The organism is Sphingomonas sp. SORGH_AS_0950 (assembly GCF_030818415.1).
GTDB lineage: Bacteria > Pseudomonadota > Alphaproteobacteria > Sphingomonadales > Sphingomonadaceae > Sphingomonas.
Genome location: NZ_JAUTAE010000001.1, coordinates 956,642 through 981,756 on the forward strand (window position 1 = coordinate 956,642; position 25,115 = coordinate 981,756).

The following is a 25,115-nucleotide window of genomic DNA, read 5'->3' on the forward strand; positions in this document are numbered from 1 at the left end:
CAGGGACAGAAGGGAACCGGATTCATGATGCGACGTCGCGCCTTTCCATTGATCCTGCTGGCGTCGATCGCGCCGCTTGCCGGTTGCTCGCCCAAGGGGACCGCCGCCGACAATGCCACGCTGGATAACGGATCGGTGGTGCTTGCCAATGACGAAACGCCGGTGGCGGATAACGAGGCCCTGGGCAACGACCTGCTGACGTCCAACGACGCCGACTTCAACAGCACGGCCCCGCAATAGCGGCGGACGGACGCGGGCGACGCGGCCCGCCACCTCTCCTGCTCGCCAAAGGAAGCTCCCTATGGCGTTCGACTGGCCCGGCGGCATCCCGCCGGGCCATTTTTATGCCTGTCATCGGTCGGGAATGCCCAGCGTGCGCAGGACGCGCATATCCTGTTCGACCACCCCGGCCGACAGCCGCTCGATCAAACGCTGCGCCTGTCGCCACATGCCGGTCGCGGGCGGCGCGGCGCGCGGTGCCTCCAGCAACCGCCCGCCACAGGCCTGTGCCAGCGCGGGTCCGTGCATCGCGCCGTCGATCACCAGCGACGGGAAAGGCAGCGCCGCCTCGGGCGAGGCGAAGAGTTGCCCGCCGGACCGGTCGAGCGGCGCGATGGAGGGCGGCTGGAAGAACAGCGCCCCCGCGACCTTGGAGACATAATGGCTGGGCGACAGCCGCGCCCACCAGATGCTGGCCAAGCAGGCGGCGTTTTCGGCGACCAGCAGAACCGCCTTGTCGGCATGCGCCACCGCATGGTCGAGCCGGGTGGCCCAGGCATCGCGCGCCTCGCGGCTGCTGGCGTCGAAGGGAAGCTGGACATCGCCACGACGGGGCCAGGCGAACAGCCTTTCCCACGGCGCCGCCTGCTCGCTGCCCGGCGCGCCCGCCATGGGCAGGGTGATGATCGAAAAGGGGTCGGTCAGACGCAGTTCGGCCGCCATGGATCTGCTCCGTCGCTGATCCCCCCAAGGTACGCCGCTTATCGCGCGAGGCAAGGGGCATCGACGCGACGCCGCCTCGTCCCGGCGCGAGGATCGCCGTCAGGCGGCGGCGGCGATCCGGGTCGAACGGCGCGAACCCGCCAGCGCGGTCGCGATGCTGTCGACCATCAACTCATATTGATCGGGGCTGTACCCCGCGGCCAGGAACGCACGGACCTCATGCGAGGGCACGCTATAGCCATGATGCCAGCTCAGCACCGCCATCCGGCGCAGAGCCTCCAGCGAGGGATCGGCCAGCCGGGGATTGCGCGTCTCACCGAAGATGGAGCCGAGCGCGCGGCCCAGGCGGCTGGGGGCGCGCAGCGACGAGACGCGGTCGCGACGGGCCAGCGCCACGACCTGCCATTCCAGCGCGGACAGGCGAGCGTCAGGACGGATCGCCGCCGCACCCTGTTCGGCGGTGGCGGCATCGAACGCGGCCCGCGCGGCACCGATTTCCTGAAAAGCGACATAGGCCATGACATACCCCTTTTGCGTCGCGCGACACCCTGTCCGGCAAAGCGCATCCGCCCGCCGCGATCCGGCGACCCCATGCCGCCCGTATCCATGTCTCGCCAATGATGTTCGGAAGACTGCCAGGCGCCTTCCATACCAAGCGGTATATTAAGCCACCAACGCCCCGTCAAGCATTTTATACCGACCGGTATTCAACGCGTCGGCCAGCATTTCAGCCCGGTCTCGACCAGCCTTTCCAAATCGGCGCGGCTGGCCCCCGACCCGGCCTGCACGGCCATTCCCTGGAACAGCGCATAGAGCATCGCGGTCAGCCCCTCGGGCTCCACATCCTCGCGCAGATCGCCTTCGTCCTTGGCGCGCTGGAACCGGGCGAGCAGCGCCGCCTGTGACGAGGCGCGGCGGGCGACGACCTCCGCCTTGATCGATTCGGCTTCCGACCCGCAGGCGACCGAGTGGATCACCCCCAGGCAACCGCGCGGTTCCTGCTGGTTGGTCTGCGCATCGACCGCGCCGCGCAGCAGATGCTCGGCCACGCCCCGCGCGGTGGGCTGGTTCAGCGCCTCGCGGATAAAGGCCATCTTCTCGGCCTCATAGAGGTCCAATGCCTTGTGGAACAACGCTTCCTTGTTGCCGAACGCGGCATAGAGGCTGGGCTTGGTGATCCCCATCGCTTCGGTCAGGTCCGCCATCGACGCGCCCTCATACCCCTTGCTCCAGAAGACCCGGAGCGCCGAGGCCAGCGCCTGCTCGGTGCAGAATTCGCGAGGACGCCCCTTACAAGCGGGCAAAGCATTTTCCATAACAGTCGGTATATAATTATCCCGGCGATTTTTGAAACCCCCGAACGCCCTACCCGGTCGGCTTCCTCCGATCTGGTGCCAATGCCCTTAAATGTTCGGAAAGCGGCGTCGTCCTATGAAGGGGCGTCGGGGAACCAAGACAGCATGCTCAATATCGTCGGATGTATCACCAAAGACCATGATCCCTGGCTGGTCGGACTGGCCGCCGGGATCTGCGTCCTGGGATTGTCCGCGCTCTTCCTCCTGCACGCCCGGTCGGAGGAATGCGTCGAGGGTCGCCGTCGCAGCTGGCTGGCCTTTGCCGCGATCACCGCGGGGATCGGCATCTGGGCGACGCATTTCCTGGCCATGCTCGCCTATCGGGGGCCCTTGCCGCTGGGCTTTGACCTGTCGCTGACCGTCGTTTCGATCGGGACTCCGATCGCGGGCATCTGGCTCGCGCTGACCTTCATCGCCCGGCGGCGGGAGACCGGGATGCTCGTGATCGCCGCCACGATCATGGCCGCCAGCATCGCCGCGATGCATTTCGTCGGCATGAGCGCGCTGATCGTGCCCGCCCGCATCCTGTACCGGCCATGGGGCGTCACGCAGGCGATGCTGGGCGCGACGGCCTTCCTCTCGCTCGCGCTGATTGCCCATATCCGGCTGCGCGGGATGACGCGCGCGGTCCTGCCGATCCTGGCGGGCGCGATGGGGGTCGTGATGCTGCATTTCGGGGCGATGGCGGCGACGACGCTCCTGCCCGGCGGGGTGGTGGTCGATCCGACCCTCGAACCGCTCCAGCCGCACGGCCTGGCCCGCGCCGTGCTGGGGGCGACCGGCCTGATCGTCGTGATGATGATCGGCGCGGCCATCCTCGACCGGCGACTGACCGACCTGCACGGCCTGACCCAGGCGACCCGCGAGGGGATCGCGATCCTGCTGAACGGCCGTATCGTCGAGACCAATGCCCGGCTCGCCGCGATGCTGGGGGTCGAGCCGCAGGCGTTGATCGGCTCCACCCCCGGGGACTGGCTGGAAACCATGGACAGCGTGCCGCTGAGCCTGACGCACGATCACCCGGTCGAGACGCGCCCCTGCCACGCCTCGATGGAACGCTATCTGGAGGTCGCCTGTCACGAGATCGAATATCGCGGACGACGATCGACCGTGATGGCGGTGCGCGACCTGACCGAGCAGCGGCGGGCGCAGCGCCAGATCGAATATATGGCGGTCCATGATCCGCTGACCGGATTGCCCAATCGCGCCTATTTCGCCCAGGCGCTGGAGGGGGCCATCGCACAGGCCGACCAGAAGGGCCCCTTCGCGCTGCTCGCGCTCGATCTCGATCGGTTCAAGGCGGTCAACGATCTGTTCGGCCATGCGGCGGGGGACATGATCCTGTGTCGCGTCGCCCGGATCCTGACCGGCGTGGTCGACGAGGCGGCGGTGGTCGCACGGGTCGGCGGCGACGAGTTCCTGATCCTCCAGCGCGGGGTCGACGATCCCGACCGGGTCCACAAGCTCGTCGCGACGATCCTGGGTGCCTTTGCCACCGAAATGGACCTGAGCCGCGATCCAACGGCGGTCGGGGTCAGCATCGGCGTGTCGCTGTTCCCGCAGGATGCTGCCGACGCCGATGGGCTTCGTCACAATGCCGATGTCGCGCTGTACCGCGCCAAGACGAGCGGACGCGGCGCGGCGTCCTTCTTCGACCAGGACATGGACCATGCGGTCCGCCATCGCCGCGCGCTCGAACATGACCTGCGCCATGCCCTGCTGCGCGACCAGATGCGGCTGGTCTATCAGCCGCTGGTCTCGACCGAGGGCGCGAGCGTCATCGGTTATGAGGCGCTGCTTCGCTGGCAGCATCCCGAGCGCGGCGAGATCGTCCCCGACGAGTTCGTGCCCATCGCCGAGGATACGGGCATCATCCTGCAACTCGGCGAATGGGTGCTGGGCGAGGCCTGCCGCGCCGCCGCCGCCTGGCCCGAGCCGATGACGCTGGCGGTCAACGTCTCCCCCATCCAGTTCCAGCTCCCCAACCTGGCCGAGATCGTCGCCAAGGCGCTGGCCGAAAGCGGCTTTCCCGCGCGTCGGCTGGAGCTGGAGATCACCGAAAACGTCCTGCTCCACGACCGGGAGGGCACGCTGCGGACGCTGCACCGGCTGAAGGCCATGGGGGTCGGGATCGTCATGGACGATTTCGGCACCGGCTACAGCTCGCTCAGCAACCTCCAGTGCTTTCCGTTCGACAAGATCAAGATCGACCGCAGCTTCATCTCCGGCGTCACCGATGACGAGGCCGCGCGGTCGATCGTCCGCGCGATCGTCGGGCTGGGCCAGAGCCTGAACCTCCCGGTGGTGGCCGAAGGAGTGGAGACGGCCGAACAGCATCGCATGGTGCTGGAGGAGGGATGCCCCCAGGCCCAGGGTTATCTGTTCGGCCGCCCCGGCCGCCTGCCCGCTTATCCCGCCGCCAGCGCGCTCCGCCGCCGACCATAGACGAAGTAGAAGGCCAGCCCGGCCAGGTTCCAGACGACGAACCGGATGATGGTCGAACTGGGCAGGCTGAACAGCAGATAGATACAGCCCAGGATGGCGAGCGTGCCGACCAGATAGGGCTGCGGGCAGCGGAACAGCCGCTTGGCGTCCGGCGCCTTGCGCCGCAGCACCATCAGGCAGGCGCCGACCGCGATGAAGGCGAGCAGCGTGCCCGCATTGGCCAGCTCGGCGATCTCATCCAGTCGGAAGGTGCCAGCGACCAGCGCGATCGAGAGGCCGGTGACCAGCGTGATGCGGGTCGGCGCGCCGCTGCGCTTGCTGACCACGGCCAGCGACTGCGGCAACAGGCCGTCGCGTGCCATGGTGAAGAAGATGCGGCTCTGCCCGTACATCATGACCAGGATGACCGAAGGCAGCGCGATGACCGCGGCCAGCGCGATCAGATGCGCCGCCTGGGGCTGGCCCAGCGAGCGAAGGACCAGCGCCAGCGGCTCGGGCGAATTGGCGAGCTGCTGGAAGGGCATCGATCCGATCGCCGCAACGGCCACCGCCATGTAGATCAACGTGCAGACCAGCATGGAGCCGACGATACCGATGGTCAGGTCACGGCTGGGGTTCTTGGCTTCCTCGGCGGAAGTCGCGACCGCGTCGAACCCGTAAAAGGCAAAGAACACGATCGCCGCCGCCGCCATCACGCCGCGCTTGGCACCGTCCACCTCGTGCGCGGCAAAGCCATAGGGCATGAAGGGATGAAGGTTATCGCCCTGGAAGGCGGGCAGGGCAAAGGCCACGAAGATGCCCAGCGCCACCAGCTTGATGACGACGAGGACGATATTGAGCGTCGCGCTCTCACGCGTGCCCGCGATCAGCATGCCCATCACCGACAGGGCGACGACCACCGCGGGCAGGTTCACGATGCCGCCGCCATGCGGCCCGGACAGGAGCTCGGGCGGCAAATGTATCCCCGCCGCCTGTATCCAGCCGACCAGATAGCCACCCCAGCCGACTGCGACCGCCGAGCAGGACAGCGAATATTCCAGGATCAGGCTCCACCCCACGACCCAGGCCAGCGTCTCGCCCAAGGCGGTGTAGCTGAAGGTATAGGCGCTGCCCGCCGCCGGGATCAGCGTGGCCAGTTCGGCATAGGCGAGCGCCGCGCAGGCGCAGACCGCGCCCGCGATCGCGAAGGCCAGGATGACGGCGGGCCCCGCCCGTTCCGCGCCCACCCCGGTCAGCGTGTAGATGCCGGTGCCGACGATCGCGCCGACCCCCAGCGCGATGAGGTGCGGCCAGCTGAGCGTCTTGGCCAGCGCCTGCCCTTCCCCATGCTGGGTCGCGCTGCCCAGCGGTTTGAACGGTCCGAACATGTGAAGCAAAATCCCCCGCCTCGATGGTTTCCATGCTATCCGGCGAGTGCGAACCCGCCCTTCAGGTCCATCAGCGTGGACCGGATATGCGCGTCAAGCAATGATTGAACCCGTTCCGCGTCGCGCGCCAGAAAGGCATCGAGCTGTTCGCGGTGTTCCAGATGCGCGCGGGCATCGCGCCCGGCGGGTTGCAGATGCGCGACGACATAGCGCTCCGCCAGCACCGCCAATTGTCGGATCATGCGGATGGTGAGCGGCCGTCCGATCGGGCGGACCATCGCCATGTGGAATTGCCGGTTGGAAATGGCGACCTGCGCCAGATCGTTGGTCGCGGCGCGGTCCAGCATGTCGAACGCCGCGATCAGCCGCGTCCGGTCCTCGTCATTCGCGACCAACGCCGCGCGCGCCGCCGCCGCCGGTTCGAGGCGGCAGCGAAGCATGTAGATTTCCTCGGCCCGCGCCGCACTCAGCCGACCGACCAGATAGCCGCGATTGGCGACCCCCTGGAGCAGCCCCTCCTGCTCCAGCCGGGCGAGCGCCTCGCGCAGCGGGATCTTGCTGACCCCCAGCTCGGCGGCCAGCGCGTCCTGCCGGATCGGCCGGTCGCCCCCCAGCGTCCCGGCCACGATCCGTTCGCGGACGATGGCGAAGATCCGATCCGCCAGCGTCTGCACGACGATGACGCCCCCGCCCCGCGCTCGGCCGTCATCCGGCACCATGTCGCGGGGCGGGAGCGTCGTCGCCATCAGGCGGCCTTGCTCAGCCCGAGGGTCGGGCGGGTCGCGGCGGCCTTTTCGACCATCGCGATCACCTGGGCGCGGCGTTCGCCCTCCAGGACGTAGCGCGGCGGCAGCACGCGCTCCGAACCGCGACCCATGACCTGCTCGGCCAGCTTGATCGACTGGACCAGGTCATGCTCGGCATCGAGGTGGAGCAGCGGCATGAACCAGCGATAGATTTCCATCGCCTTGGCATGATCGCCCCGCTCGAACGCGGCGACCAGTTCGACCGACTCCTTGGGGAAGGCGTTGGTCAGGCCCGAGACCCAGCCCTGCGCCCCGAGGTACAGCCCCTCGAGCGCCACGTCGTCCAGCCCGGCGAACAGGACGTAACGATCGCCAAAGGCGTTGCGGAAGTCGGTGAAGCGACGCGTGTCGGGGGCCGATTCCTTGACCGCGACGATGTTCTTCACGTCGACCAGCGCTTCGAGCACCGTCTGGTCGATGACCGTGCGATAGGCGGGCGGGTTGTTGTAGAGCATGATCGGCAGGCCGACCTGATCCGCCACGCCCTTGAAATGGTTCACCAGTTCATGCGCCTTGGGCACATAGACCATCGGCGGCAGCAGCATCAGGCCGTCGGCGCCGGCCTTCTCGGCGGCCTGCGCATAGCGGACCGCGCGGCGCGTGTCATATTCCGACACGCCGGTGATCACCGGCACGCGGCCGTCGACCGCCTCGACGATCGCGGTCAGCACCGTGACCTTCTCATCATAGTCGAGCGAGTTGTTCTCGCCGACCGTGCCCAGGGCGATGACGCCGGTCACGCCGTCGCGGACCAGATCGTCCACCACGCGCTGCGTGTCGGCGAGATCGATCGAAAGATCCTCCCGCACCTGGGTCGTCACCGCGGGGAATACGCCACGCCAGCCGATGCTCACAATCTGTCTTCCTGCTGTTTATATTTAGATACCGTATACTTTTTAGCAAATCGATCGTCGCAGGTCAATCGTGATCATTCCTCATCGGGATAGGGGCCCTTGCCGCCCTCCGCGATGAACTGATTGGTGCGCTGCGCGATGACGGGCAAGGGGACATAGCCCAGTTGCAGCATCGCATCGTGCCAGGCGCGGATGTTGAACTTCGGCCCCAGCGCCTTCTCCGCCTTGGCGCGCGCCTTCTGGAAGGCGAGCTGCCCCATATAATAGGACAGCGCCTGGCCCGGCCATGCGATGTAGCGGTCGACCTCGGTCTCGATCTCGTGATCCGACAGCGCGGTATTGTCGTGGAGATAGGCCTGGGCCTGTTCGCGGCTCCATCCCATGGCATGGATGCCGGTATCGACCACCAGCCGCGCGGCGCGCCAGGCCTGATAGGACAGCATGCCGAACCGATCATAGGGCGTCTTGTAGAAGCCCATATCCTCGCCCAGCGCCTCGCAATAGAGCGCCCAGCCCTCGCCATAGGCCGACAGATAGCTATCGCGGCGGAAAGCGGGCAGATCCTTGTTCTCGGCGGCCAGCGGCATCTGGAAGGCATGGCCGGGCGCGCTTTCGTGCAGCGTCAGCGCGGGCAGCGCATAGAGCGAACGCGACGGCAGGTCATAGGTGTTGACCAGATAGATACCCGGACCGCCGCGCCCGGCGGTATAGAAGGGTGCGAGATCGGCGGGCACCGGCTTGATCGCGAACCGGCTGCGCGGCAGGCGGCCGAACCAGTCGGCGGCGATGCCGTCGAAGCTCTTGGCGAACCAGGCCGCGCGGTCGAGCAGTTCCTGCGGCGTCTTGGCATAGAATTGCGGGTCGGTGCGCAGGAAGGTCAGGAAGGCGGGGAAATCGCCCCTGAACTTCACCTCGCGCATCACATCGTCCATCCGCGCGCGGATGCGCTTGATCTCCGACAGGCCGATGGCATGGATCTGTTCGGGGGTCATGTCGGCGGTCACATATTCGCGGATCTTCGACCGGTAATAGGCCTTGCCGTCGGGCAGGTCATAGGCGGCCGTGCTGGCCTGCCCGCCCGGCATATAGTCGTTGCGCAGGAAGGCGAGCAGCTTGACATGCGCGGGCAGGACGTCGTCGCGGATCGCCGCCTTCGCCTCGGCCCGCAGCGCCGCGACGGTGGCGGGCGCCATGGTGGCGGGCATGGTGCGGAACGGCGCGTAGAAGGGCTGGTCCTCGCCCAAGCCGGCATCGACCACCTGCGCGACACCGATATCGCGCCCCTTCAGCGTGACGCGCGGCGGGGTGAAGCCCCGCGCCAGTCCGGCGCGCATATTGCCGATCTGCTGGTCGTAATAGCGCGGCATCTGATGGAGCATCGCGATATAATCGCGATACTGGCTTTCCTTGGTGAAGCTGCCCCGCGCCCAGCTGGCGAGATTGCCCCAGAAGCTGGTATCGGCGTTCAGCGGCCTCTCATATTCCCGAAAGCGCTGGGCGGCGAGCAGGGCATCGATCTGGCCGCGATAGACCATGTAATCGGTGCGAACATCCGGCGACAAGGCATTGATATCGATGCCGTCCAGCGCCTTGGCGGTTGCCTCCCACCGCGCGAGCCGTGCCGCCTGCGCTACCGGGCCGACATCGGGCAACTGGCGCGATCCGGCGCTGCCGCTATCCTCGTCGGCGGCGTTCTGGCTGACCCGCCATTTATACTCCGCCTCGGACAGGGCACGGAAGCGGGCGTCCGCCGCACGAGTCGCCGTCGCCGCTTTGCCACGCGGCTGCGCCGTCGGCGCCTTCGCCTCCGCGGCCCCCGGTACGCAGAGAAGGGCCATTCCCGCCAGAAGCGGTGCGATCCGGTTCGTCATGCTCATACCCTTCCTGCTTCAACCATTCAGTGCCGTGACGTCGCGGTGCAGATCGGCGGGGATCACCACGCCCTCCGCCAGCGACACCGCCCGCGCCGCATAGCGCCGGGCCGAGGGCAGGCGCGCGCCCTGCCCCGTGATCGCGGCGAACATCGCCTCCGCCCGCGCCTGATGTTCGGGCAGAAGATCGCCCAAAAACCCCTTGGGATCGATCGCGATGATCAGTTCGCCGCCCAGCGGCGATCCGCCGCGTCCGGCATCGATGTCGATCGACTCGCGGCTGGTCATGTCGCCGATCAGCGGCCCGGCGAGCAGTTCGACCATCGCCGCCAGCGCCGATCCCTTATGCCCGCCAAAGGTCCGCATCGCGCCCGACAGGATCGCGGCGGGATCGGTGGTGGGACGTCCCTCCGCATCGACGCCCCAGTCGTCGGGCACCGCCTTGCCCGCGCGGCGGTGAAGCTCGATCTCGCCGCGCGCGACCATGCTGGTGGCGAAGTCGAAGACGAAGGGCGGGCCATCGGGGCGCGGCCAGCCGAACGCGATCGGATTGGTCCCGAACACCGGCTCGGCCCCGCCCGACGGCGCGACCCAGGCATGGCTGGGGGTGAAGGCCAGCGCGACCAGACCCGCCTCGGCCAGTTCCTCGACCTCGGGCCAGAGCGCGGCGAAATGCACGACATTGTTGAGCGCCAGCGCGGCGATACCGTTCCTGCGCGCCTTTTCGATCAGCGCGGGCTTGCCGGTCTGGAACGCCAGCTGGGCAAAGCCGCCGCCGCCATCGACGCGGACCAGCGCATGCGCGGGATGCGACAGGACGGGTTCGGCATCGGGCACCACCACGCCCTTGTTGATGCTGGAGACGGCGACCAGCAGGCGATAAATGCCATGCGACGCGCATCCGTCGCGCTCGCCCGCGACCATCGTCTCGGCCACCGCCTCGGCATGGGCGGGGGCGAGCCCCGCGCCCAGCAGCTTGGCCCGCGCGAGCGACCGCAACTCCGCCAGCGTCATGCGGATGCCGGTCACGCGGTCACGCCCTTCCTCGCGGTGAACAGGCGCATGCCGAAGATCGGCCCCGCCGTGCTGCGATCATGCGGGACGATGCGGATGCGCACGCTCTTCTTGCCCGCCGTCACCCCTAGCGGAAGCGGATATTCGACGTCGAAGAACTGACCCGGCTTGTCGCTTTCCAGATGCTGGGTGGCGACCTTCACATTGTCGACCAGAATGTCGAAGTCGCGCTTGCGCTCGTCGCCCCAATAGGTCGCCTGAAGCACCAGCGGGCCGGGACGCACCGCCATGCTGAACTCGATATAGCCCCCCGACCGCGCATCGCGACCCTGCCGCCCGCGATAGGAGACGGGATAGGAAATCTCCGAGGTAAGTCCATGATCGCGCTCGGGTTGCATCTCGCCCAGATGCATCACGTCGACCGAGCGCGCGGCGATGTCGCGGGCGCGTTCCTGGTCGGCGAGGAAGGCTGCCTCCTCCGCCTTCCATCCCGCTTCGGTGAAGCGCTTGAAATAGACCGCGCTGCGGCGATCATATTGGCTGAAGAAGGGGACGAAGCTGAGATCCGCCGGGCGAAACACGCCGCGCGTCGCATAGCGCGCCGGTGCGCCCTCGGCCGGGGTGAAGGCGGCCAGCGGATGCGCGCCGACCATGGCGGGGTCGGGCGAGTTCCACGGCGTCTCGACCGACCCCAGATCGGCGGCCATCACCATCGGCCCGCGCACCACCGCGACCACGCTGTCGTCGCCCGGCGTCGGTTCGACCCGCAATTCCAGCGGCAGGCGGATGGCGACGCTGTCGCCCGCCTTCCACCGCCGCTCGACCACCGCATAGCCGCGGTCGAACACCGGCTCGACCGGCTGACCGTTGACCTCCACCACCGCCTGGCCCTGAGTCCAGCCGGGCACCCGCAGCGCCACCGGAAAGCGTCCGGCGCGATCGAGACGGGTGAAGCGCAACGTCGCCTGCCCCTCCATCGGATAGGCGGTGTCGAGCGTGACGGTCGCCCCGCGCCGCTCCCACCGCGCCTCGGCCGGGATATAGAGGTTCACGAGCAGCGCGTCCCCGCCCTGCCAGAAGATCGACTCGCCATGCTTGGCATGCGACTCCATCCCCGAACCGACGCAGCACCAGAAGGCGTCGTCCTTGGGCGTCGAGAATTCACGCGCCATGCCGGTCATCAGCGGCGTCATATAGGTGAAGCCGCCATTCTCCGGATTCTGCGCCGCCATGACATGGTTCAGATGCGCGCGTTCATAGAAGTCGAACAGCGCCGCCTGGGGCTGCCAGCCATAGAGGTGCCGGGTCAGCTTGAGCATGTTGTAGGTGTTGCAATGCTCGCACGTCTGCTCGGTGATGTGCCGCGCGATCGTGTCGGGCTCCGAGAAATACTCACGGTCCGCATTGCCGCCGATGACATAGCTGTGATGCTGCGTCACCGTGTCCCAGAAGAAGCGCGCGCCCGCCGCCGGTGCGGGATTGCCGGTGATCTCATGGATTCGCGCCAGGCCGATCAGCTTGGGCACCTGCGTATTGGCGTGGAAATTGGCGAGCTGGTCCTTCCCCGCCACCAGCGGGTCGAGCACCTTGCGGTCATAGATGCGCTCGGCCAGCGCCAGCCACTGGCGGTCGCCGGTCCGCTGATAGAGTTCGGCGAAGCTCTCGTTCAGCCCGCCATATTCGCAGCCCAGCACTTCCTGCATCCGCGCATCGTCCAGCGCGGCGAAGACGCGGGCGAAATAGCCGCCCAGCCCGACCGCGACCGACAGCGCCTGCGCATTGCCCCAGCCGCCATGGATGTCGAGCAGCCCCGCGAACAGCTTGTGAACCGTGTAGAGCGGCGACCAGGACCCGTTGAGGTCGAACCCGCCCGACTTGATCTTGCCCGCCATGATCTCGGGGAAGATCTCCTCGCCATCGACGATCGTGCCGTCGGGGCGCTTGCGCCCCAGCCCGCCGACATAGCCGTTGCCGCGCTTGGCCTGGGCCTCGGCCAGTTCGGCGACGATATAGTCGGCGCGCCGCCGCATCTCGGTATCGCCGGTCTGCTGCCAGGTCAGCACCAGCGCCGACATGTAATGGCCCAGCGTATGGCCCGCGATCGTATCGCTTTCCCAGCCGCCATAGATCTCCGCCTTGGGCTTCAGACCGGCATAGAGGCGGAAATTGTGGAGCAGCCGGTCGGGATCGAGCCGATAGAGATAGCGCCGGTTGGTCTCGACCGCGGTCGCATAGATGGACGGGCGCAGGCGAACGGCGTTCAGCGGCAGGGGTTCGGCCTTGGCGGGAAGTCGCGAAGCCGGTGCCGCGATCGCGCGGGGCGCCGCACCGATCAAGGCGGCGGTGGCCGCTCCCCGCATCCATTCGCGCCTGCTTGCCCGTACCATCTTGCTCTCCACAAAATACCGTATACCGTTAGCGTTCGTTGGACAGAGGGTCAATCGCGTTGCCATAACCGGCGAAGCGACACCCGATGAAAGGGTTCTCGATGCGTCGTTCTCCGTTCCGCCTGTTCCCCGTGACACTGGCCCTGCTGTCCGTCGCGGCGGTTCCGGCCCAGAAGGCCGTGCCCCGCGCGACCGGGCCCAAGGCGGCCGCACCCTCCGCCCCGGCGATGCGCGTCGGCGCCTTTCGCCTGCGACTCGATCCGGCCAGCCAGACCGCGCGCAGTCTGTCGCCGCTCGCCGATCCCGCTTTCGACTTCCTGCCGGTCGGTCGGTCGCGGGAGCGGAGCGGCAATGGGTACAACCATCTGGGCGACCTGCACCTGCGGGTCCGTACCGGCACCGGGCCGTGGCAGGATTTTTCCTCCTCGAAGCAGCGCGTGCCGGTCCGCGCCCTGCCCGCGAAGGGCGACGTGCTGGCGGCGGCGGACATGACCGCGACGATGGGTCCCGGACTGCCGCTGCGCATCGTGCGCGAATGGACGAACGCGGCGGGCACGCCGGGGCTGGCCTTCACGCTGACCAACACCAGCGGCCAGACGGTGGAGATTGGCGGACTGGGCCTGCCGATGGTGTTCGACAACATCATCTCCGACCGCACGCTCGAACAGGCGCATACCCAGGCGAGCTTCGCCGATCCCTATATCGGGCGCGACGCGGGCTATGTGCAGGTGACGCGGCTGAACGGCGCGGGCCCCGCGCTGCTGGTCCTGCCCCAGGCCGCGACGCCGCTGGAGGCCTATGTCCCGATCCCCACGGTCCGCGAGACCGGCGGCAAGGCGGTGATCGCCGAGGCGAGCCCACGCGCCCAGACGTCGGAAGGCTTTTACGACTGGACGGTCGCCAGCGCCGCCTATGCACAGACCGACTGGACCAAGGCGGGCGCGCCGTGGAACGCGCCGACCAGCATCCGCCTCGCCCCCGGCGAGAGCCGCCGGATCGGCCTTCGCTTCGTCGCCGCGCCCAGCATCCGGGGGATCGAGCCGACCCTGATCGCGCAGAAGCGGCCGGTCGTCGTCGGCGTGCCGGGCTATGTCGTGCCGAGCGACCTCGACGCATCGCTGTTCGTCCGGGCCCCCTCGCCCATCACCGGGATCGAGAGCTATCCGGCGGGCGCGCTGGAGGTGACGCGGGCGGCGGGCAAGCCCGGCTGGGAGAAGCTGTCGGTGCGCGGGCGGCAATGGGGCCGTGCGCGGCTGTCGCTGACCTATGCCGACGGCCAGGTGCAGACCATTCCCTATTTCGTCACCAAGCCGCTCGAGCGGACCATGGCCGATCTCGGCCACTTCGCGACGACGCGGCAATGGTTCGAAGGCAAGGACGATCCCTTCGGCCGGTCGCCCGCCATCCTGACCTATGACCGCGAGGCGGATCGCATCGTCACCGCCGATCCGCGCGTGTGGATTTCGGGGATGAGCGACGAGGGCGGCGCGGGCAGCTGGGTCGCCGCCGTCATGAAGCAGCTCGACAATCCCGACGCGACCGAGCTCGCCCGGATCGAGGAGCTGGTCGACAAGACGGTGGTCGGCCGCCTCCAGGTCGCCGACGGCCCGCATGCGGGCGGCGTGAAGAAGAGCCTGTTCTATTACGACCCGGCCGCCTTCCCCTCGCTCTATCAACCCGCCAAGGACTGGCAGAGCTGGACCTCGTGGAAGAAGGATCAGGCGGACGATCTGGGTCGCGCCTATAATTACCCGCATGTCGCGGCGGGGCATTGGGCGCTCTACCGGATCGCGCGCAACCATCCGGGGATGACGCGTGTGCATGACTGGCGCTGGTATCTCGACCATGCCTATCGCACCATCACCGCGATGATGCGCGACGCGCCGCATTATGCGCAATACGGCCTGATGGAAGGGGACGTCTTCGTCGACATCCTGACCGATCTGAAGCGCGAGGGCTGGACCGCCCAGGCCGCCGAGGTGGAGGCGCTGATGAAGGGTCGCGCGGACCATTGGCGGACGCTGCGCTATCCCTTTGGCAGCGAGATGGCGTGGGACTCGACCGGCCAGGCCGAGGTCTATGCCTGGATGCGCTATTTCGGCTATGGCCCGCAGGCCGACGTCACGCGCGAGGTCATATTGGGCTATGACCCGTCCATCCCCAGCTGGGGCTATAACGGCAATGCCCGGCGCTATTGGGATTTCCTCTATGGCGGCAAATATCCCCGGCTGGAGCGGCAGATCCATCATTACGGATCGACGCTGAACGCCATCCCGCTGTTCGATTCGTTCCGGCGCAACCCGGCCGACCTGCATCTGCTGCGCGTCGCCTATGGCGGGTTGATGGGCGGGATCACCAATATCGGCCAGGACGGATCCTCCTCCGCCGCCTTCCACAGCTGGCCCGACCGGATGGAGTGGGATCCGTATAGCGGGGATTATGGCATGGGCTTTTTCGGCCATGCCTATGCCGCCGCCACCTATGTGGTGAACGATCCCCGGCTGGGCTGGCTGTCCTATGGCGGCAATCTGTCAGAGGCGGACGGGACGATCCGCGTCGTGCCGAAAGACGGCGCGCGCAGCCGGTTGTTCGTCGCGCCCGCCGGGCTCTGGCTGACGCTGGAGGCGGGCAAGATCGCCGAGGTGCGCTACACCCCCGCCACCGGCACGGTGCGGCTGATCCTCGATCCCGCCAGGGCCGACACGCCACAGGCCCGGCTGTTCGTCGAGACCACGACGACCGGCGGCCGCGCCTATACGCCCGATCGGGGGGTGATGGAGCGCGGCGGCTATTCGGTGCCGTTGGCCGCCGGGCCGACCGAGGTCGTCCTCTCGCCCAGATAAGCGCGCAACTGACGCACCAGCGGGCCGTCCGCCGGGGGCATGGGCAACGCGTCCATCGCCTCCGGCATGCGCCACACCAGCCCGTCCGCCTCCAGCGCGACGGGCTCGCCCGACCAGCGCCGGATCACATAGAGCAGCAGCAGGAGATGCCGGTCGGGCAATATCTCGGTCGCGAAGCCCGCGGGCTCCAGTGCGGCGAGATCGACGGTGATCGCCAGTTCCTCATGGAGTTCACGGACCAGCGCCTCTTCGGCGCTTTCGCCCGGCTCCAACTTGCCGCCCGGAAATTCCCACAATCCGGCCAGCGTCTTGCCCGCCGGACGCTGCTGCAACAGCACGCGCCCTTCGCCGTCGACCAGCGCCGCGGCGACGACCGGAAAGAGCGGGCGGGCCATGGGTTCGACAGACATTATTAACCTTTCCTCGTTACGCCATAGAATCGATGAAAGCGCTTGGCCCGATCCTCACCCTGGCACGCGAAATCGCGACGGACCATCGTGGCGCAACCGCCGTCGAATATGCGTTGATCATAGCCTGTGTCATGCTGGCCATCGTCGCGGCCCTGTCGCAGATCGGCGTGGACCTCCAGGCCGTGTTCGACCGGATCAGCACGACCCTGACCGACGCGACCTGATCCGCGCTCGGCCGGAAACCCGCGAATTAAACTTTCTTCAATGAATACAAGCCTATGAATAACCAGCTGATCCGGCCCTCCGGCTCAGACTGTGACTGGTCAACACGGCATTCAAAGGAATGGAGCCCGGAATGAAGACGATCCGCAAGATGATGAAGGACAGCAAGGGCGCGACGGCGATCGAATATGGCCTGATCGCTGCCCTGATCGCGGTCGCGGCGATCGGTGCGATGCAGACGCTCGGCAACAGCCTGAAGAACACCTTCACCAACGTCTCGACCCGCCTCAACAATTCGTCCAGCGCCAATTGATGAACGGACCCGGCAACCGGCGCCAGCGCCGCTTGCCGGATACGAGAAAAAGGGTCGGCGACTGCCTAATGCGGTCGCCGACCCTTTTCGTTTCAGACCCGGCCGTCCAGGCGACCGACGCCGGTTACAGCCGCCCCATCGCCAGGAACTTGGCCGCACGACCGCGCTTCAGCTCGTCGCGGCCCAGGCCGCCCAGCTCGCCCAGCGCCTTCTCGACCGCATCGCCCAGATTGGCGATCGCCCCCGCCGGATCGCGGTGCGCGCCGCCGACCGGCTCGGCCACGATCGTGTCGATCACGCCAAAGCCCTTCAGGTCCTGCGCGGTCACACGCATCGCCTCGGCGGCCTCGGATGCCTTGTCGGCGGTGCGCCACAGGATCGAGGCGCAGCCCTCCGGGCTGATCACCGAATAGACGGCATGCTCGAACATCAGCACCCGGTTGCCCGCCGCCAGCGCCACCGCACCGCCCGAGCCGCCCTCGCCGACGATCGCCGAGACGACCGGCACGCCCGCCGCCAGACAGGCCTCGGTCGAACGAGCGATGGCTTCCGCCTGGCCGCGCTCCTCGGCCTGGATGCCGGGGAAGGCGCCCGAGGTGTCGACCAGCGTCACGATCGGCAGGCCGAAGCGATCGGCCAGCTCGACCAGGCGAATCGCCTTGCGATAGCCCTCCGGCTTGCCCATGCCGAAATTGTGGCGCAGGCGGCTGGCGGTATCCTCGCCCTTTTCATGGCCCAGCACCATCACGCGCCGGCCCCGGAACTGCGCGAAGCCGCCCATGATCGCCTGGTCGTCGCCAAAGGCGCGGTCGCCCGCCAGCGGTACGAACTCGTCGAACAGCCCGCCGACATAATGTTTGAAATGCGGACGCTGCGGATGCCGGGCGACCTGGGTCTTCTGCCACGGGGTCAGCCTGGCGAAGGTATCGCGCAGCAGCTTGTCCGACTTGGCCTGAAGCTTGGCGATCTCCGCGCCGATATCGACCGTCCCTTCGGCGGTCGTGTCGCGCAGTTCGTCGATCCGGCTCTGAAGCTCGGCAATGGGTTTCTCGAAATCGAGGAAGCTCGTTGACATGGCGCTACCGCCTAAGGGCGCTTGTCCCGAAAATCAACGAGCGGGTGGCGGGTGTTGACCAGTTCGACCAGCCGACCCGCCTCGACATGGGTGTAGATTTCGGTCGTCGCGATGTCGGCATGGCCCAGCATCGCCTGCACCGCGCGCAGATCGGCGCCCCCGCCCAGCAAATGGGTGGCGAAGGCATGGCGCAGGACATGCGGGCTCACCCGGTCGGGCGGGATGCCCGCCTCAGCCGCCAGCGCCTTGACCAGTTGATAGAGGCGGATGCGCGAGAGGTGCTTCTTGCCGCCGGGGAACAGCCAGGGCTTGTCCGCCGGGACATGCGCGCGCCACGCCGCCACCGCCGCGCGCGCGCGGTCGGAGATCGGCACCATCCGCTCGACCCCGCCCTTGCCGCGCAGGATCAGGAACGGCCGGTCGGGATGGATGGCGTTGCGGGGCAGCGCGACCAGCTCACTCGCCCGCAGGCCGGAGCCATAGAGCAGCTCGATCAAGGCCGCGAGCCGCAGGTCGGCGGGGGCCGGATGCGCCGCCGTCACGCGCTCGCCGATCGCCGCGAACAGCCGGTCGATATCGGCATGGCTCAGGATCTTGGGAAGCGCGCGCCGCTGGCCCGGGCGCGGCAGCACCGAGGAAGGGTCGTCCCCGCGCATCCCCTCTTCGTACAGAAAGGCATAGAAACGGCGCAGCGCCGCCGCCTTGCGCGCCACGGTGGCGTTGGCCAGATCGCACCAGCCATCCGCCAGCCGCCGCAGCGCCGCCTCATCCGCCTCGGCCAGCCCGCCGATCGCCTCGCCCGCCAGCCGCAGATCGGAGCGATAAGCCGCAACGGTGTTGCCCGCCGCCCCCGCCTCCGCCGCCATCATCTCCAGGAAACGGTCGATCAGCGCCCGGTCGGTCAGAACGGGGTCGGAGGCGCTCATGCCCGCGCGATCGCCTCCGCCGCGATCATCCGCGCCTCGCCGTCCAGCCCGACGCTGCGCAGCGCCTCGACCATGCGGTACAGCGCCTGGGGCGGCACGCCGCTCCAGCTGCCGGTCTGCATGCCGATCGCGCAGAGCAGGACGACCATGCCGGTCTGCCCGTCGGCCACCGCCTGTTCCAGCGCCTCGGTCCAGGGATTGCGCTGACCGATGCGGACGTCGAAGGCTTCGGCCCCGCGCTCCATATCGGCGGCGGACAGGCGGCCGAGCCCGGCCATCCCCGCGAAGAACAGCCGCTGCTTCAACCGCGTGTCGCCGCCCGTGCCCGCATAGCCGGTGATGCGGTCGTACGGGACCTGCCCCTGCTGCTCGGGATCGGTCAGCTCGATCATCGCCCAGCCATCGCCGCCCTGCTTGACCGCGCCGTGCCAGCGCGCCGCGCTGCGATCCAGTCCGGCAGACAGCATCGAGGCGACCAGCCGGTCCGCCTCCTCGCCATCGTCCACCACCGGCAACCGAGCCGCCGCCCGTGCGGTCAGGATCAACCGGCCATAGGGCGTGCGCGCGCCGTCCCCCCAGAGCGAACGGATCGCGCTCAACCGCGCCCCCGCATCCCCGGCGGCATAGGCATTGCGCAGATCGTCGGCGATCGCACCCTGGGCGCGGCTAGCCTGGTCGTTGTCGGCCAGCGCCGCATAGAAATCGACCAGCGCGACGTTGGAGAGCACCCCCATCGCCGCCGCCTGATCGACCACGCTCGCGCGCTCGGTCGCTGGGACGGCAGGCGATGTCGCCAGCCAGCCGCGCACCTGCGGGCCGACATAGGACAGATAGTCTTCGGGGATCGACACGCCGGTCGCGGTCGACAGGCCGAAGCGCCAGGTCGTCAGCCGGTCCGCGCCGCTCCACTCGATCGTCACCGCCCGGCGACCATTGCCGCCCGACCCGATCAGCTTTTCGGCCAGCTTCAGGTCGAAATCGTCGGCGGCGCGCTGTCGCCGGACCTGCCGGACGATAGCGCTGCCACGCGCGGCATCGCCCGCCAGCGCGGCGCACATGCCCTGCGCGACGCGGTATCCGACCAGCCCGGTCACCGCCGCACCGCGATCCGCCAGCGGACAGAGCCCGGCCGGATCGCTGGACGCCAGCAGCGCGTTGATCGCGACCTGATAGAGTTTGGGCGTATAATTGCCCGTATCGACCGACTGGACGACCGCGCGCGCGACCTGCGCCTCGCCCATGCGCAGCAGCAGCCAGGCACGCTCGGCGGCGAAATCCGCGCCGTTCACGCCATTCGGGGTCGTCAGCTGCGCGGCCAGCGTCCGGCGGAGCAGGATCGACATCCAGCGCGACGGCAGCGGGGCGGACAGGCGCCGCATCAGCGCCTCGGCGACGCGGCCATCGGCCCCGGCGAACATTTCCGGCCCCATCGCGCCCTCGCGCGGCCCGGCGGGCCCGACCAGCGCCAGCGACCGGCGTGACGAAGCGGGCAGCTCATATTCGGCCAGCGTCCGCGCATCCATCGCCGGGGTCGGCGAAGGGGACGGCGTGGGCGTCGGAACCGGGGTCGACAGCGATTCGATCAGCGCGCCGACCGGGTCGGCCTGGGCCGGAGTCGGCGCGGGCGACGGCACCGCGACGGGCGTACCGCTCGCGACCGGACGCGGCGTGGCGCGGGGCGTCGCGGTGCCACGCGGCGTCGGCCGGGGGGCGCCCGGCGCGCTCGGCTGGCCGAACCCCGGCGGGAGCAGCGATTCGGGACGATCCTGCGCGGCGGCCAGCGCGGCCGCGCCGGCCATCAGAAGCGCGACGGCCCTCGGCACATGGCGGAGGGCGCGACGACGCTTATTGCAGGTTGCCAAGCGAGACCGCCTTTTCGACCTGCGTCACGGGCCGTTCGGTCGCCCGGCCCGAGAGCAGGAACAGCCCCCCGACAATGACGACGAGCAGGACGATAAGCGATACGACCATACGGGACATGAAACGCAAAACCTTATAATGGACCCGTGAAAGCCCGGTCGGTGTTGCCGGGCGCGCGCCCGCTGTATAGCGCAGAGTGCAATGTTGCAAAGCCACAACCCCGTTGATGCAAGCTGGACCGGTTCGCCGATCGTGCTCGTCGGCCTGATGGGCGTGGGCAAGTCGACCGTGGGCCGCCGTCTGGCGAATCGGTTGCGCGTGCCCTTCGTCGATGCCGACCACGCGATCGAACAAGCCGCCGGCATGAGCGTGACCGAAATCTTCGAACAATTCGGCGAACCCTATTTCCGCGACGGCGAGCGGCGCGTGATCGCGCGGCTGGTCGATGGCCGTCCCAAGGTGATCGCGACCGGCGGCGGCGCGTTCATCAATGACGAGACACGCGCGCTGATCCTGGAACAGGCCACCGCCATCTGGCTGAACGCCAGCCCCGAGGTGCTTGCCGAGCGGGTAAGGCGGCGCGACACCCGCCCGCTGCTGCGCGGCAAGGACCCGCTGAAGGTGCTGCGCGAGCTCTCGGCGGTCCGCAATCCGATCTATGCGCTCGCCCCCATCCACGTCTCCAGCAAGCGCGGCCCGCACGAGGCCACCGTCAACGCCATATTGAAAGCCATCGGACGATGAAGACCGTCACCGTGTCGCTGGGCGACCGCAGCTATCCCATCCATATCGAGGCCGGGCTGCTGGCGCGCGCGGGCGAGATACTGGCGCCGCTGTCGCGCGGCCGCGCCATGGCGATCGTCACCGACGAGAATGTCCGCCCGCACCTGGTGATGCTCCAGGCATCGCTGGCCGATGCGGGTGTCGCCAGCGAGGCGATCATCCTGCCGCCGGGGGAGAAGACCAAGAGCTGGGCGATGCTGGAGCGGGTCTGCGACCGGCTGCTCGAACTGGGGGTGGAGCGGTCGGATCATGTCATCGCGCTGGGCGGCGGGGTGATCGGCGATCTGGTCGGTTTCGCCTGTTCGATCATCAAGCGCGGCTGCCGCTTCGTCCAGATCCCGACGACGCTGCTGGCGCAGGTCGACTCGTCGGTCGGCGGCAAGACCGCGATCAACACCTCGGCGGGCAAGAACCTGATCGGCGCATTCCACCAGCCCGCGATGGTGCTGATCGACCCGGCCGTGCTCGACTCGCTGCCCGCGCGCCAGGTGCGCGCCGGTTATGCCGAGGTCGTCAAATATGGCCTGATCGACGATTTCGCCTTTTTCGAATGGTGCGAAGCCAATGCTCCCGCGCTGCTGGCGGGCGATGCGGAAGCGCGGGTCCATGCCATCGCGCATTCGGTCGCGGCCAAGGCGCGGATCGTGGCGGCGGACGAGCATGAAACGAACGGTATCCGCGCGCTGCTCAATCTCGGCCACACTTTCGGCCATGCGTTGGAGGCGGAGGCCGGGTTTTCCGACCGGCTGCTCCATGGCGAGGGCGTCGCGGCGGGTTGCGCGCTCGCCTTCCGCTATTCGGTGCGCAAGGGGATTTGCGAAGGGCAGGATGCCGAGCGGGTCGCCGCGCACCTGCGCGCGGTCGGCCTGCCCGACGGTCTCGCCGCCGCCGGGATCGATGCGCCGTCCGCGACGTTGGTCGAGCATATGAAGCACGACAAGAAGATGGCGGCGGGCACCCTGCCCTTCCTGCTGGCGCGCGGGATCGGCCAGACCTATCTCGACAAGACGGTCGACTTGGCCGACGTGGCGGCGTTCCTGGACACGGAAGCGCGCTGATGCCCAATGGCGTCCGCAAGCAGGATCTGCCGACCAAGACCTGCCCGGCCTGCGGACGCCCCTTCACCTGGCGCAAGAAATGGGCGCGGGACTGGGAGAATGTGGTCTATTGCTCGGATGCTTGCCGCAAGAAGCGGTGAGGTTTTCGCGTGGCCTTCGACTTCGCTCAGGCTGAACGGTGGTTGGAAAGAGCCCGACCCCGTCCGACCCAGCCACCCCAAACCCCGTTCAGCCTGAGCGAAGTCGAAGGCCACGCCCACCCTATACCCGCACAGCCTTCCCCGCCGCCAGCGCCCGCTCGCGCCCCTCACGATGCCCGATGATCTTGGCCGGATAGCCCTTGGGTCGCCGTCCCGCCTCTTCGGGATCATGGATCACCGCATCGGACAGGTCGCGCAACTCCGGCACCCATTCCCGGATATAATCCCCCGCATCGAACTTCTCCGACTGGCTGAGCGGCGCCATGATCCGGCCGAACATATTGGCGTCGATCCCGGTCCCCGCCACCCATTGCCAGTTCACAGAATTATTACCGTAATCGGCATCGACCAGACAGTCCCAGAACCAGCGTTCGCCTTCGCGCCAGTCGATCAGCAGATGCTTGATCAGAAAGGAGGCGGCGATCATCCGCACCCGGTTGTGCATCCATCCGGTCGTCCAGAGCTGGCGCATCCCGGCATCGACGATGGGATAGCCGGTCCTGCCGGTCTGCCACGCCTTGAGGTCGGCCTCCGCCGCCTTGCCCGTGCGCCAGGGCAGGCGATCGAACGCCTCGCGCCCGTTGCGATCGGCATAATCGGGCAGCGCCATCACCACGCCATCGGTGAAGTCGCGCCACGCCAGTTCCTTGCGGAACGTTTCGGTATCGCCATGCCGGTCGAGCGAGTGCCAGACCGCGCGCGGCGACACTTCGCCGAAATGCAGATGCGGCGACAGGCGCGAGCTTCCCTCCTCGGACGGCATGTTGCGCGCGGTGTCATAGGCCGAGGCCTTGGCCCCGAAATCCGCCATCCGCTCGCGCGCGGCCGCCTCGCCCGGTTCCCAGTCCTCGCCGAAGCCGGTCGACCAGTCGGGCCTGGTCGGCAGCAGCTTCCACTCGGCCAGCGCCTCGCCCTTGGGCCATGCCTCCGGCGCATCCAGCCGGTCGGGCGCGTCGAGCGGATGGGCGGGCGGCATATGGCCCTGCAAGCCCTTCCAAAAGGCCGAATAGATGCGGAACGGCTTGCCCCCGCCCGTCGTCACGCATTCGGGGCGGGCCAGGTGATTGCCGTCATGCAGGGTCAGCACGTCGCTCAGTTCGTCCTCCGCCGCGCGCCACCAGGGTTCGTAATGGCGGATGGCATGGACCTGCGCGGCGCCCGTCTCCTCGACCAGCGCGCGGATCGCCGCGACCGCCGACCCGCGCCGCAGGATCAGACGACTGCCCAGCGCCTCCAGATCCCCGCCCAGCGAGGTGAGGCTGTGGTGCAGCCACCAGCGCTGCGCGCCGCCGATCCGCCAGTCGCCGGGCGTCTCGTCGTCCAGGATATAGACCGGGATGACCGGCCCCGCCTGCGCCGCCTCCAGAAGCGCGGGCTGATCGTGAAGGCGGAGGTCCTGGCGAAACCAGACGATATGCGGGGATGTCATGCAGCCGTTACGTTTCGATCCCGTTCCGGTTCCCCGCGTTCCGGTCGCCGCGCCAATCTCTGGCCCAGCGTCATGAGCGCGGTGACGTGCCGCTCGGCAATGGCCATCACATCGTCGCCATAACCGCCGCCCACCGTGCTGGCGAGCGGCAGCGCATGCGCCAGCGCCAGGTCGGCGATCAGGTTTTCGCGCGCGACCAGCCCCGCCTGGCTGAGCGACAAGCGTCCCAGCCGGTCGTCGACAAAGGGATCGACGCCTGCCTGGTACAAGATGATGTCGGGCCGATGCTCGGCGAGGAACGGGCGCAGCGTCGCCTCCAGCTCGGCCAGATAGCCGTCATCGTCCACCCCATCGGGCAATCCGACATCCAGCGTCGAGCGTGCCTTGCGCGCGGGGAAGTTCTTTTCGGCATGGATCGAATAGGTGACGATATCGGGCCGCCCGGCGGTCAGCGCCGCCGTGCCGTCGCCCTGATGCACGTCGCAGTCGATGATGGCGACGCGCTCCACCGTCCCCTCCTCGACCAGACGCACCGCCGCGATGGCGAGGTCGTTGAACACGCAATAGCCCGCCCCCATCGTCGCCAGCGCATGATGGCTGCCCCCGGCGGTATTGGCGGCAAAACCGTGCTCCAGTGCCAGCATCGCCGCCGTCCAGCTGCCCCCCGGCACCGCCTGCGCGCGGTAGGCGACTTGTTCGGTCACGGGAAAGCCGATCCGCCGCGTCTTGTCCGGCGGCACTCGCGCCTCCAGCACCTCGGCGACATAGTCGGGATCATGCACCGCCTCCAGCCAGCGGCGCGGCATCGGCAGCGGCTCGGTCCAGGCGACATCATCCCCCTTCGCGCGCAGCAGGTCGCGGATCGCGCCATTCTTGCCCCAGCGATAGGTGGAGCGGGCCGGGGCCTCCGTCACATAGGACGGGTGATGGACGACATGGATCATGCGCCCTAGTT

Annotated in this window: 24 protein-coding genes; 8 read left to right on the forward strand and 16 right to left on the reverse strand. The window is 68.2% G+C overall.

The annotated features are described in order from the left end of the window. Positions 1–24: 24 nt before the first annotated feature. Positions 25–240 (forward strand): hypothetical protein, encoded by a 216-nt coding sequence (locus QE385_RS03955; RefSeq protein WP_307099293.1) that lies wholly within the window; start codon positions 25–27, stop codon positions 238–240. Between the two features lie 111 nt (positions 241–351). Here QE385_RS03955 and QE385_RS03960 read toward each other — a convergent pair whose 3' ends face one another. From QE385_RS03960 to QE385_RS03970, 3 genes are all read right to left on the reverse strand, one after another. Next, positions 352–942, reverse strand: coding sequence for an alpha/beta hydrolase (locus tag QE385_RS03960; RefSeq protein ID WP_307099295.1), 591 nt, complete (start codon positions 940–942; stop codon positions 352–354). A gap of 99 nt (positions 943–1,041) precedes the next feature. Next, complete coding sequence (locus QE385_RS03965; protein ID WP_307099297.1) at positions 1,042–1,461, reverse strand: hypothetical protein; 420 nt, start codon at positions 1,459–1,461, stop codon at positions 1,042–1,044. Positions 1,462–1,649: 188 nt separating this feature from the next. Beyond that, complete coding sequence (locus tag QE385_RS03970) at positions 1,650–2,258, reverse strand: TetR/AcrR family transcriptional regulator (protein ID WP_307099299.1); 609 nt, start codon at positions 2,256–2,258, stop codon at positions 1,650–1,652. 144 nt (positions 2,259–2,402) lie between these two features. On the opposite strand from QE385_RS03970, the gene QE385_RS03975 reads away from it, so the two are divergent. After that, positions 2,403–4,742 carry an EAL domain-containing protein gene (locus QE385_RS03975; protein ID WP_307099301.1) on the forward strand — a complete coding sequence of 780 codons (2,340 nt, stop codon included), beginning with the start codon at positions 2,403–2,405 and terminating at the stop codon, positions 4,740–4,742. Here the strand turns inward: QE385_RS03975 and QE385_RS03980 are convergent. The 6 genes from QE385_RS03980 to QE385_RS04005 all read right to left on the reverse strand — a co-directional run bounded on the left by QE385_RS03980 (position 4,706) and on the right by QE385_RS04005 (position 13,041). Beyond that, entirely contained in the window at positions 4,706–6,109 is a 1,404-nt protein-coding gene (locus tag QE385_RS03980) for an amino acid permease (protein ID WP_307099303.1), read from the reverse strand. The genes QE385_RS03975 and QE385_RS03980 overlap by 37 nt on opposite strands. A 35-nt stretch (positions 6,110–6,144) precedes the next feature. Continuing rightward, positions 6,145–6,855 carry a GntR family transcriptional regulator gene (locus QE385_RS03985; protein ID WP_307099305.1) on the reverse strand — a complete coding sequence of 237 codons (711 nt, stop codon included), beginning with the start codon at positions 6,853–6,855 and terminating at the stop codon, positions 6,145–6,147. Next, positions 6,855–7,769, reverse strand: a complete 915-nt coding sequence (locus QE385_RS03990; RefSeq protein WP_307099307.1) for a dihydrodipicolinate synthase family protein — start codon at positions 7,767–7,769, stop codon at positions 6,855–6,857. Before QE385_RS03990 ends, QE385_RS03985 begins: the two co-directional genes overlap by 1 nt. A gap of 74 nt (positions 7,770–7,843) precedes the next feature. Further along, positions 7,844–9,640: a DUF885 family protein gene (locus QE385_RS03995; protein ID WP_307099309.1), complete on the reverse strand. Its 1,797-nt coding sequence runs from the start codon at positions 9,638–9,640 to the stop codon at positions 7,844–7,846. A gap of 18 nt (positions 9,641–9,658) precedes the next feature. Then, on the reverse strand, positions 9,659–10,654 hold the full coding sequence (locus QE385_RS04000; protein ID WP_307104539.1) for an Ldh family oxidoreductase: 996 nt from the start codon (positions 10,652–10,654) through the stop codon (positions 9,659–9,661). An 11-nt stretch (positions 10,655–10,665) separates the two neighbouring features. Then, on the reverse strand, positions 10,666–13,041 hold the full coding sequence (locus QE385_RS04005) for a glycoside hydrolase family 127 protein (RefSeq protein ID WP_307099311.1): 2,376 nt from the start codon (positions 13,039–13,041) through the stop codon (positions 10,666–10,668). Between the two features lie 101 nt (positions 13,042–13,142). Between QE385_RS04005 and QE385_RS04010 the strand changes: the two genes are divergently transcribed. After that, positions 13,143–15,884: a DUF5695 domain-containing protein gene (locus QE385_RS04010; protein WP_307099313.1), complete on the forward strand. Its 2,742-nt coding sequence runs from the start codon at positions 13,143–13,145 to the stop codon at positions 15,882–15,884. Here QE385_RS04010 and QE385_RS04015 read toward each other — a convergent pair. Continuing rightward, positions 15,830–16,294, reverse strand: a complete 465-nt coding sequence (locus tag QE385_RS04015) for a (deoxy)nucleoside triphosphate pyrophosphohydrolase (protein WP_307099315.1) — start codon at positions 16,292–16,294, stop codon at positions 15,830–15,832. The genes QE385_RS04010 and QE385_RS04015 overlap by 55 nt on opposite strands. 32 nt (positions 16,295–16,326) lie before the next feature. On the opposite strand from QE385_RS04015, the gene QE385_RS04020 reads away from it, so the two are divergent. Further along, positions 16,327–16,518, forward strand: a complete 192-nt coding sequence (locus QE385_RS04020; protein WP_307099317.1) for a Flp family type IVb pilin — start codon at positions 16,327–16,329, stop codon at positions 16,516–16,518. Positions 16,519–16,649: 131 nt separating this feature from the next. Further along, the gene (locus QE385_RS04025) at positions 16,650–16,829 is read left to right on the forward strand and encodes a Flp family type IVb pilin (protein ID WP_307099319.1); all 180 of its coding nucleotides are present in this window, start codon (positions 16,650–16,652) and stop codon (positions 16,827–16,829) included. Positions 16,830–16,953: 124 nt separating this feature from the next. Here QE385_RS04025 and QE385_RS04030 read toward each other — a convergent pair whose 3' ends face one another. Genes QE385_RS04030 through QE385_RS04045 form a run of 4 tightly spaced genes read right to left on the reverse strand, consistent with a single transcriptional unit; the run spans position 16,954 to position 20,810 of the window. After that, entirely contained in the window at positions 16,954–17,904 is a 951-nt protein-coding gene (locus QE385_RS04030; RefSeq protein ID WP_307099320.1) for an acetyl-CoA carboxylase carboxyltransferase subunit alpha, read from the reverse strand. An 11-nt stretch (positions 17,905–17,915) separates the two neighbouring features. Continuing rightward, on the reverse strand, positions 17,916–18,830 hold the full coding sequence (locus tag QE385_RS04035; RefSeq protein ID WP_307099323.1) for a tyrosine-type recombinase/integrase: 915 nt from the start codon (positions 18,828–18,830) through the stop codon (positions 17,916–17,918). Continuing rightward, on the reverse strand, positions 18,827–20,629 hold the full coding sequence (locus tag QE385_RS04040) for a hypothetical protein (protein ID WP_307099325.1): 1,803 nt from the start codon (positions 20,627–20,629) through the stop codon (positions 18,827–18,829). Before QE385_RS04040 ends, QE385_RS04035 begins: the two co-directional genes overlap by 4 nt. Positions 20,630–20,675: 46 nt before the next feature. After that, the gene (locus QE385_RS04045) at positions 20,676–20,810 is read right to left on the reverse strand and encodes a hypothetical protein (RefSeq protein WP_307099327.1); all 135 of its coding nucleotides are present in this window, start codon (positions 20,808–20,810) and stop codon (positions 20,676–20,678) included. Between the two features lie 81 nt (positions 20,811–20,891). On the opposite strand from QE385_RS04045, the gene QE385_RS04050 reads away from it, so the two are divergent. The 3 genes from QE385_RS04050 to QE385_RS04060 are packed head-to-tail and all read left to right on the forward strand — an operon-like array spanning position 20,892 to position 22,671. Further along, a complete protein-coding gene (locus tag QE385_RS04050) occupies positions 20,892–21,434 on the forward strand; it encodes a shikimate kinase (RefSeq protein ID WP_307099329.1) in 543 nt (180 codons plus the stop codon). Further along, positions 21,431–22,531 (forward strand): 3-dehydroquinate synthase, encoded by a 1,101-nt coding sequence (gene aroB / locus QE385_RS04055; RefSeq protein ID WP_307099331.1) that lies wholly within the window; start codon positions 21,431–21,433, stop codon positions 22,529–22,531. Before QE385_RS04050 ends, aroB begins: the two co-directional genes overlap by 4 nt. Next, positions 22,531–22,671, forward strand: coding sequence for a DUF2256 domain-containing protein (locus tag QE385_RS04060; protein ID WP_307099333.1), 141 nt, complete (start codon positions 22,531–22,533; stop codon positions 22,669–22,671). Before aroB ends, QE385_RS04060 begins: the two co-directional genes overlap by 1 nt. A gap of 121 nt (positions 22,672–22,792) precedes the next feature. On the opposite strand, the gene QE385_RS04065 is transcribed toward QE385_RS04060, so the two are convergent. Next, positions 22,793–24,160: a deoxyribodipyrimidine photo-lyase gene (locus QE385_RS04065; RefSeq protein ID WP_307099335.1), complete on the reverse strand. Its 1,368-nt coding sequence runs from the start codon at positions 24,158–24,160 to the stop codon at positions 22,793–22,795. Next, positions 24,157–25,104, reverse strand: a complete 948-nt coding sequence (locus QE385_RS04070) for a histone deacetylase (protein ID WP_307099337.1) — start codon at positions 25,102–25,104, stop codon at positions 24,157–24,159. The genes QE385_RS04065 and QE385_RS04070 overlap by 4 nt, the downstream gene beginning before the upstream one ends. Positions 25,105–25,115: the final 11 nt, after the last annotated feature.

Coding starts and splice junctions, on each gene's coding strand:
- QE385_RS03955 (WP_307099293.1), top strand. CDS start 25: ATGATGCGACGTCGCGCCTTTCCATTGATCCTGCTGGCGTCGATCGCG.
- QE385_RS03960 (WP_307099295.1), bottom strand. CDS start 942: ATGGCGGCCGAACTGCGTCTGACCGACCCCTTTTCGATCATCACCCTG.
- QE385_RS03965 (WP_307099297.1), bottom strand. CDS start 1,461: ATGGCCTATGTCGCTTTTCAGGAAATCGGTGCCGCGCGGGCCGCGTTC.
- QE385_RS03970 (WP_307099299.1), bottom strand. CDS start 2,258: ATGGAAAATGCTTTGCCCGCTTGTAAGGGGCGTCCTCGCGAATTCTGC.
- QE385_RS03975 (WP_307099301.1), top strand. CDS start 2,403: ATGCTCAATATCGTCGGATGTATCACCAAAGACCATGATCCCTGGCTG.
- QE385_RS03980 (WP_307099303.1), bottom strand. CDS start 6,109: ATGTTCGGACCGTTCAAACCGCTGGGCAGCGCGACCCAGCATGGGGAA.
- QE385_RS03985 (WP_307099305.1), bottom strand. CDS start 6,855: ATGGCGACGACGCTCCCGCCCCGCGACATGGTGCCGGATGACGGCCGA.
- QE385_RS03995 (WP_307099309.1), bottom strand. CDS start 9,640: ATGACGAACCGGATCGCACCGCTTCTGGCGGGAATGGCCCTTCTCTGC.
- QE385_RS04000 (WP_307104539.1), bottom strand. CDS start 10,654: ATGACGCTGGCGGAGTTGCGGTCGCTCGCGCGGGCCAAGCTGCTGGGC.
- QE385_RS04005 (WP_307099311.1), bottom strand. CDS start 13,041: ATGGTACGGGCAAGCAGGCGCGAATGGATGCGGGGAGCGGCCACCGCC.
- QE385_RS04010 (WP_307099313.1), top strand. CDS start 13,143: ATGCGTCGTTCTCCGTTCCGCCTGTTCCCCGTGACACTGGCCCTGCTG.
- QE385_RS04015 (WP_307099315.1), bottom strand. CDS start 16,294: ATGTCTGTCGAACCCATGGCCCGCCCGCTCTTTCCGGTCGTCGCCGCG.
- QE385_RS04020 (WP_307099317.1), top strand. CDS start 16,327: ATGAAAGCGCTTGGCCCGATCCTCACCCTGGCACGCGAAATCGCGACG.
- QE385_RS04025 (WP_307099319.1), top strand. CDS start 16,650: ATGAAGACGATCCGCAAGATGATGAAGGACAGCAAGGGCGCGACGGCG.
- QE385_RS04030 (WP_307099320.1), bottom strand. CDS start 17,904: ATGTCAACGAGCTTCCTCGATTTCGAGAAACCCATTGCCGAGCTTCAG.
- QE385_RS04035 (WP_307099323.1), bottom strand. CDS start 18,830: ATGAGCGCCTCCGACCCCGTTCTGACCGACCGGGCGCTGATCGACCGT.
- QE385_RS04040 (WP_307099325.1), bottom strand. CDS start 20,629: ATGGCCGGCGCGGCCGCGCTGGCCGCCGCGCAGGATCGTCCCGAATCG.
- QE385_RS04045 (WP_307099327.1), bottom strand. CDS start 20,810: ATGTCCCGTATGGTCGTATCGCTTATCGTCCTGCTCGTCGTCATTGTC.
- QE385_RS04050 (WP_307099329.1), top strand. CDS start 20,892: ATGTTGCAAAGCCACAACCCCGTTGATGCAAGCTGGACCGGTTCGCCG.
- aroB (WP_307099331.1), top strand. CDS start 21,431: ATGAAGACCGTCACCGTGTCGCTGGGCGACCGCAGCTATCCCATCCAT.
- QE385_RS04060 (WP_307099333.1), top strand. CDS start 22,531: ATGCCCAATGGCGTCCGCAAGCAGGATCTGCCGACCAAGACCTGCCCG.
- QE385_RS04065 (WP_307099335.1), bottom strand. CDS start 24,160: ATGACATCCCCGCATATCGTCTGGTTTCGCCAGGACCTCCGCCTTCAC.
- QE385_RS04070 (WP_307099337.1), bottom strand. CDS start 25,104: ATGATCCATGTCGTCCATCACCCGTCCTATGTGACGGAGGCCCCGGCC.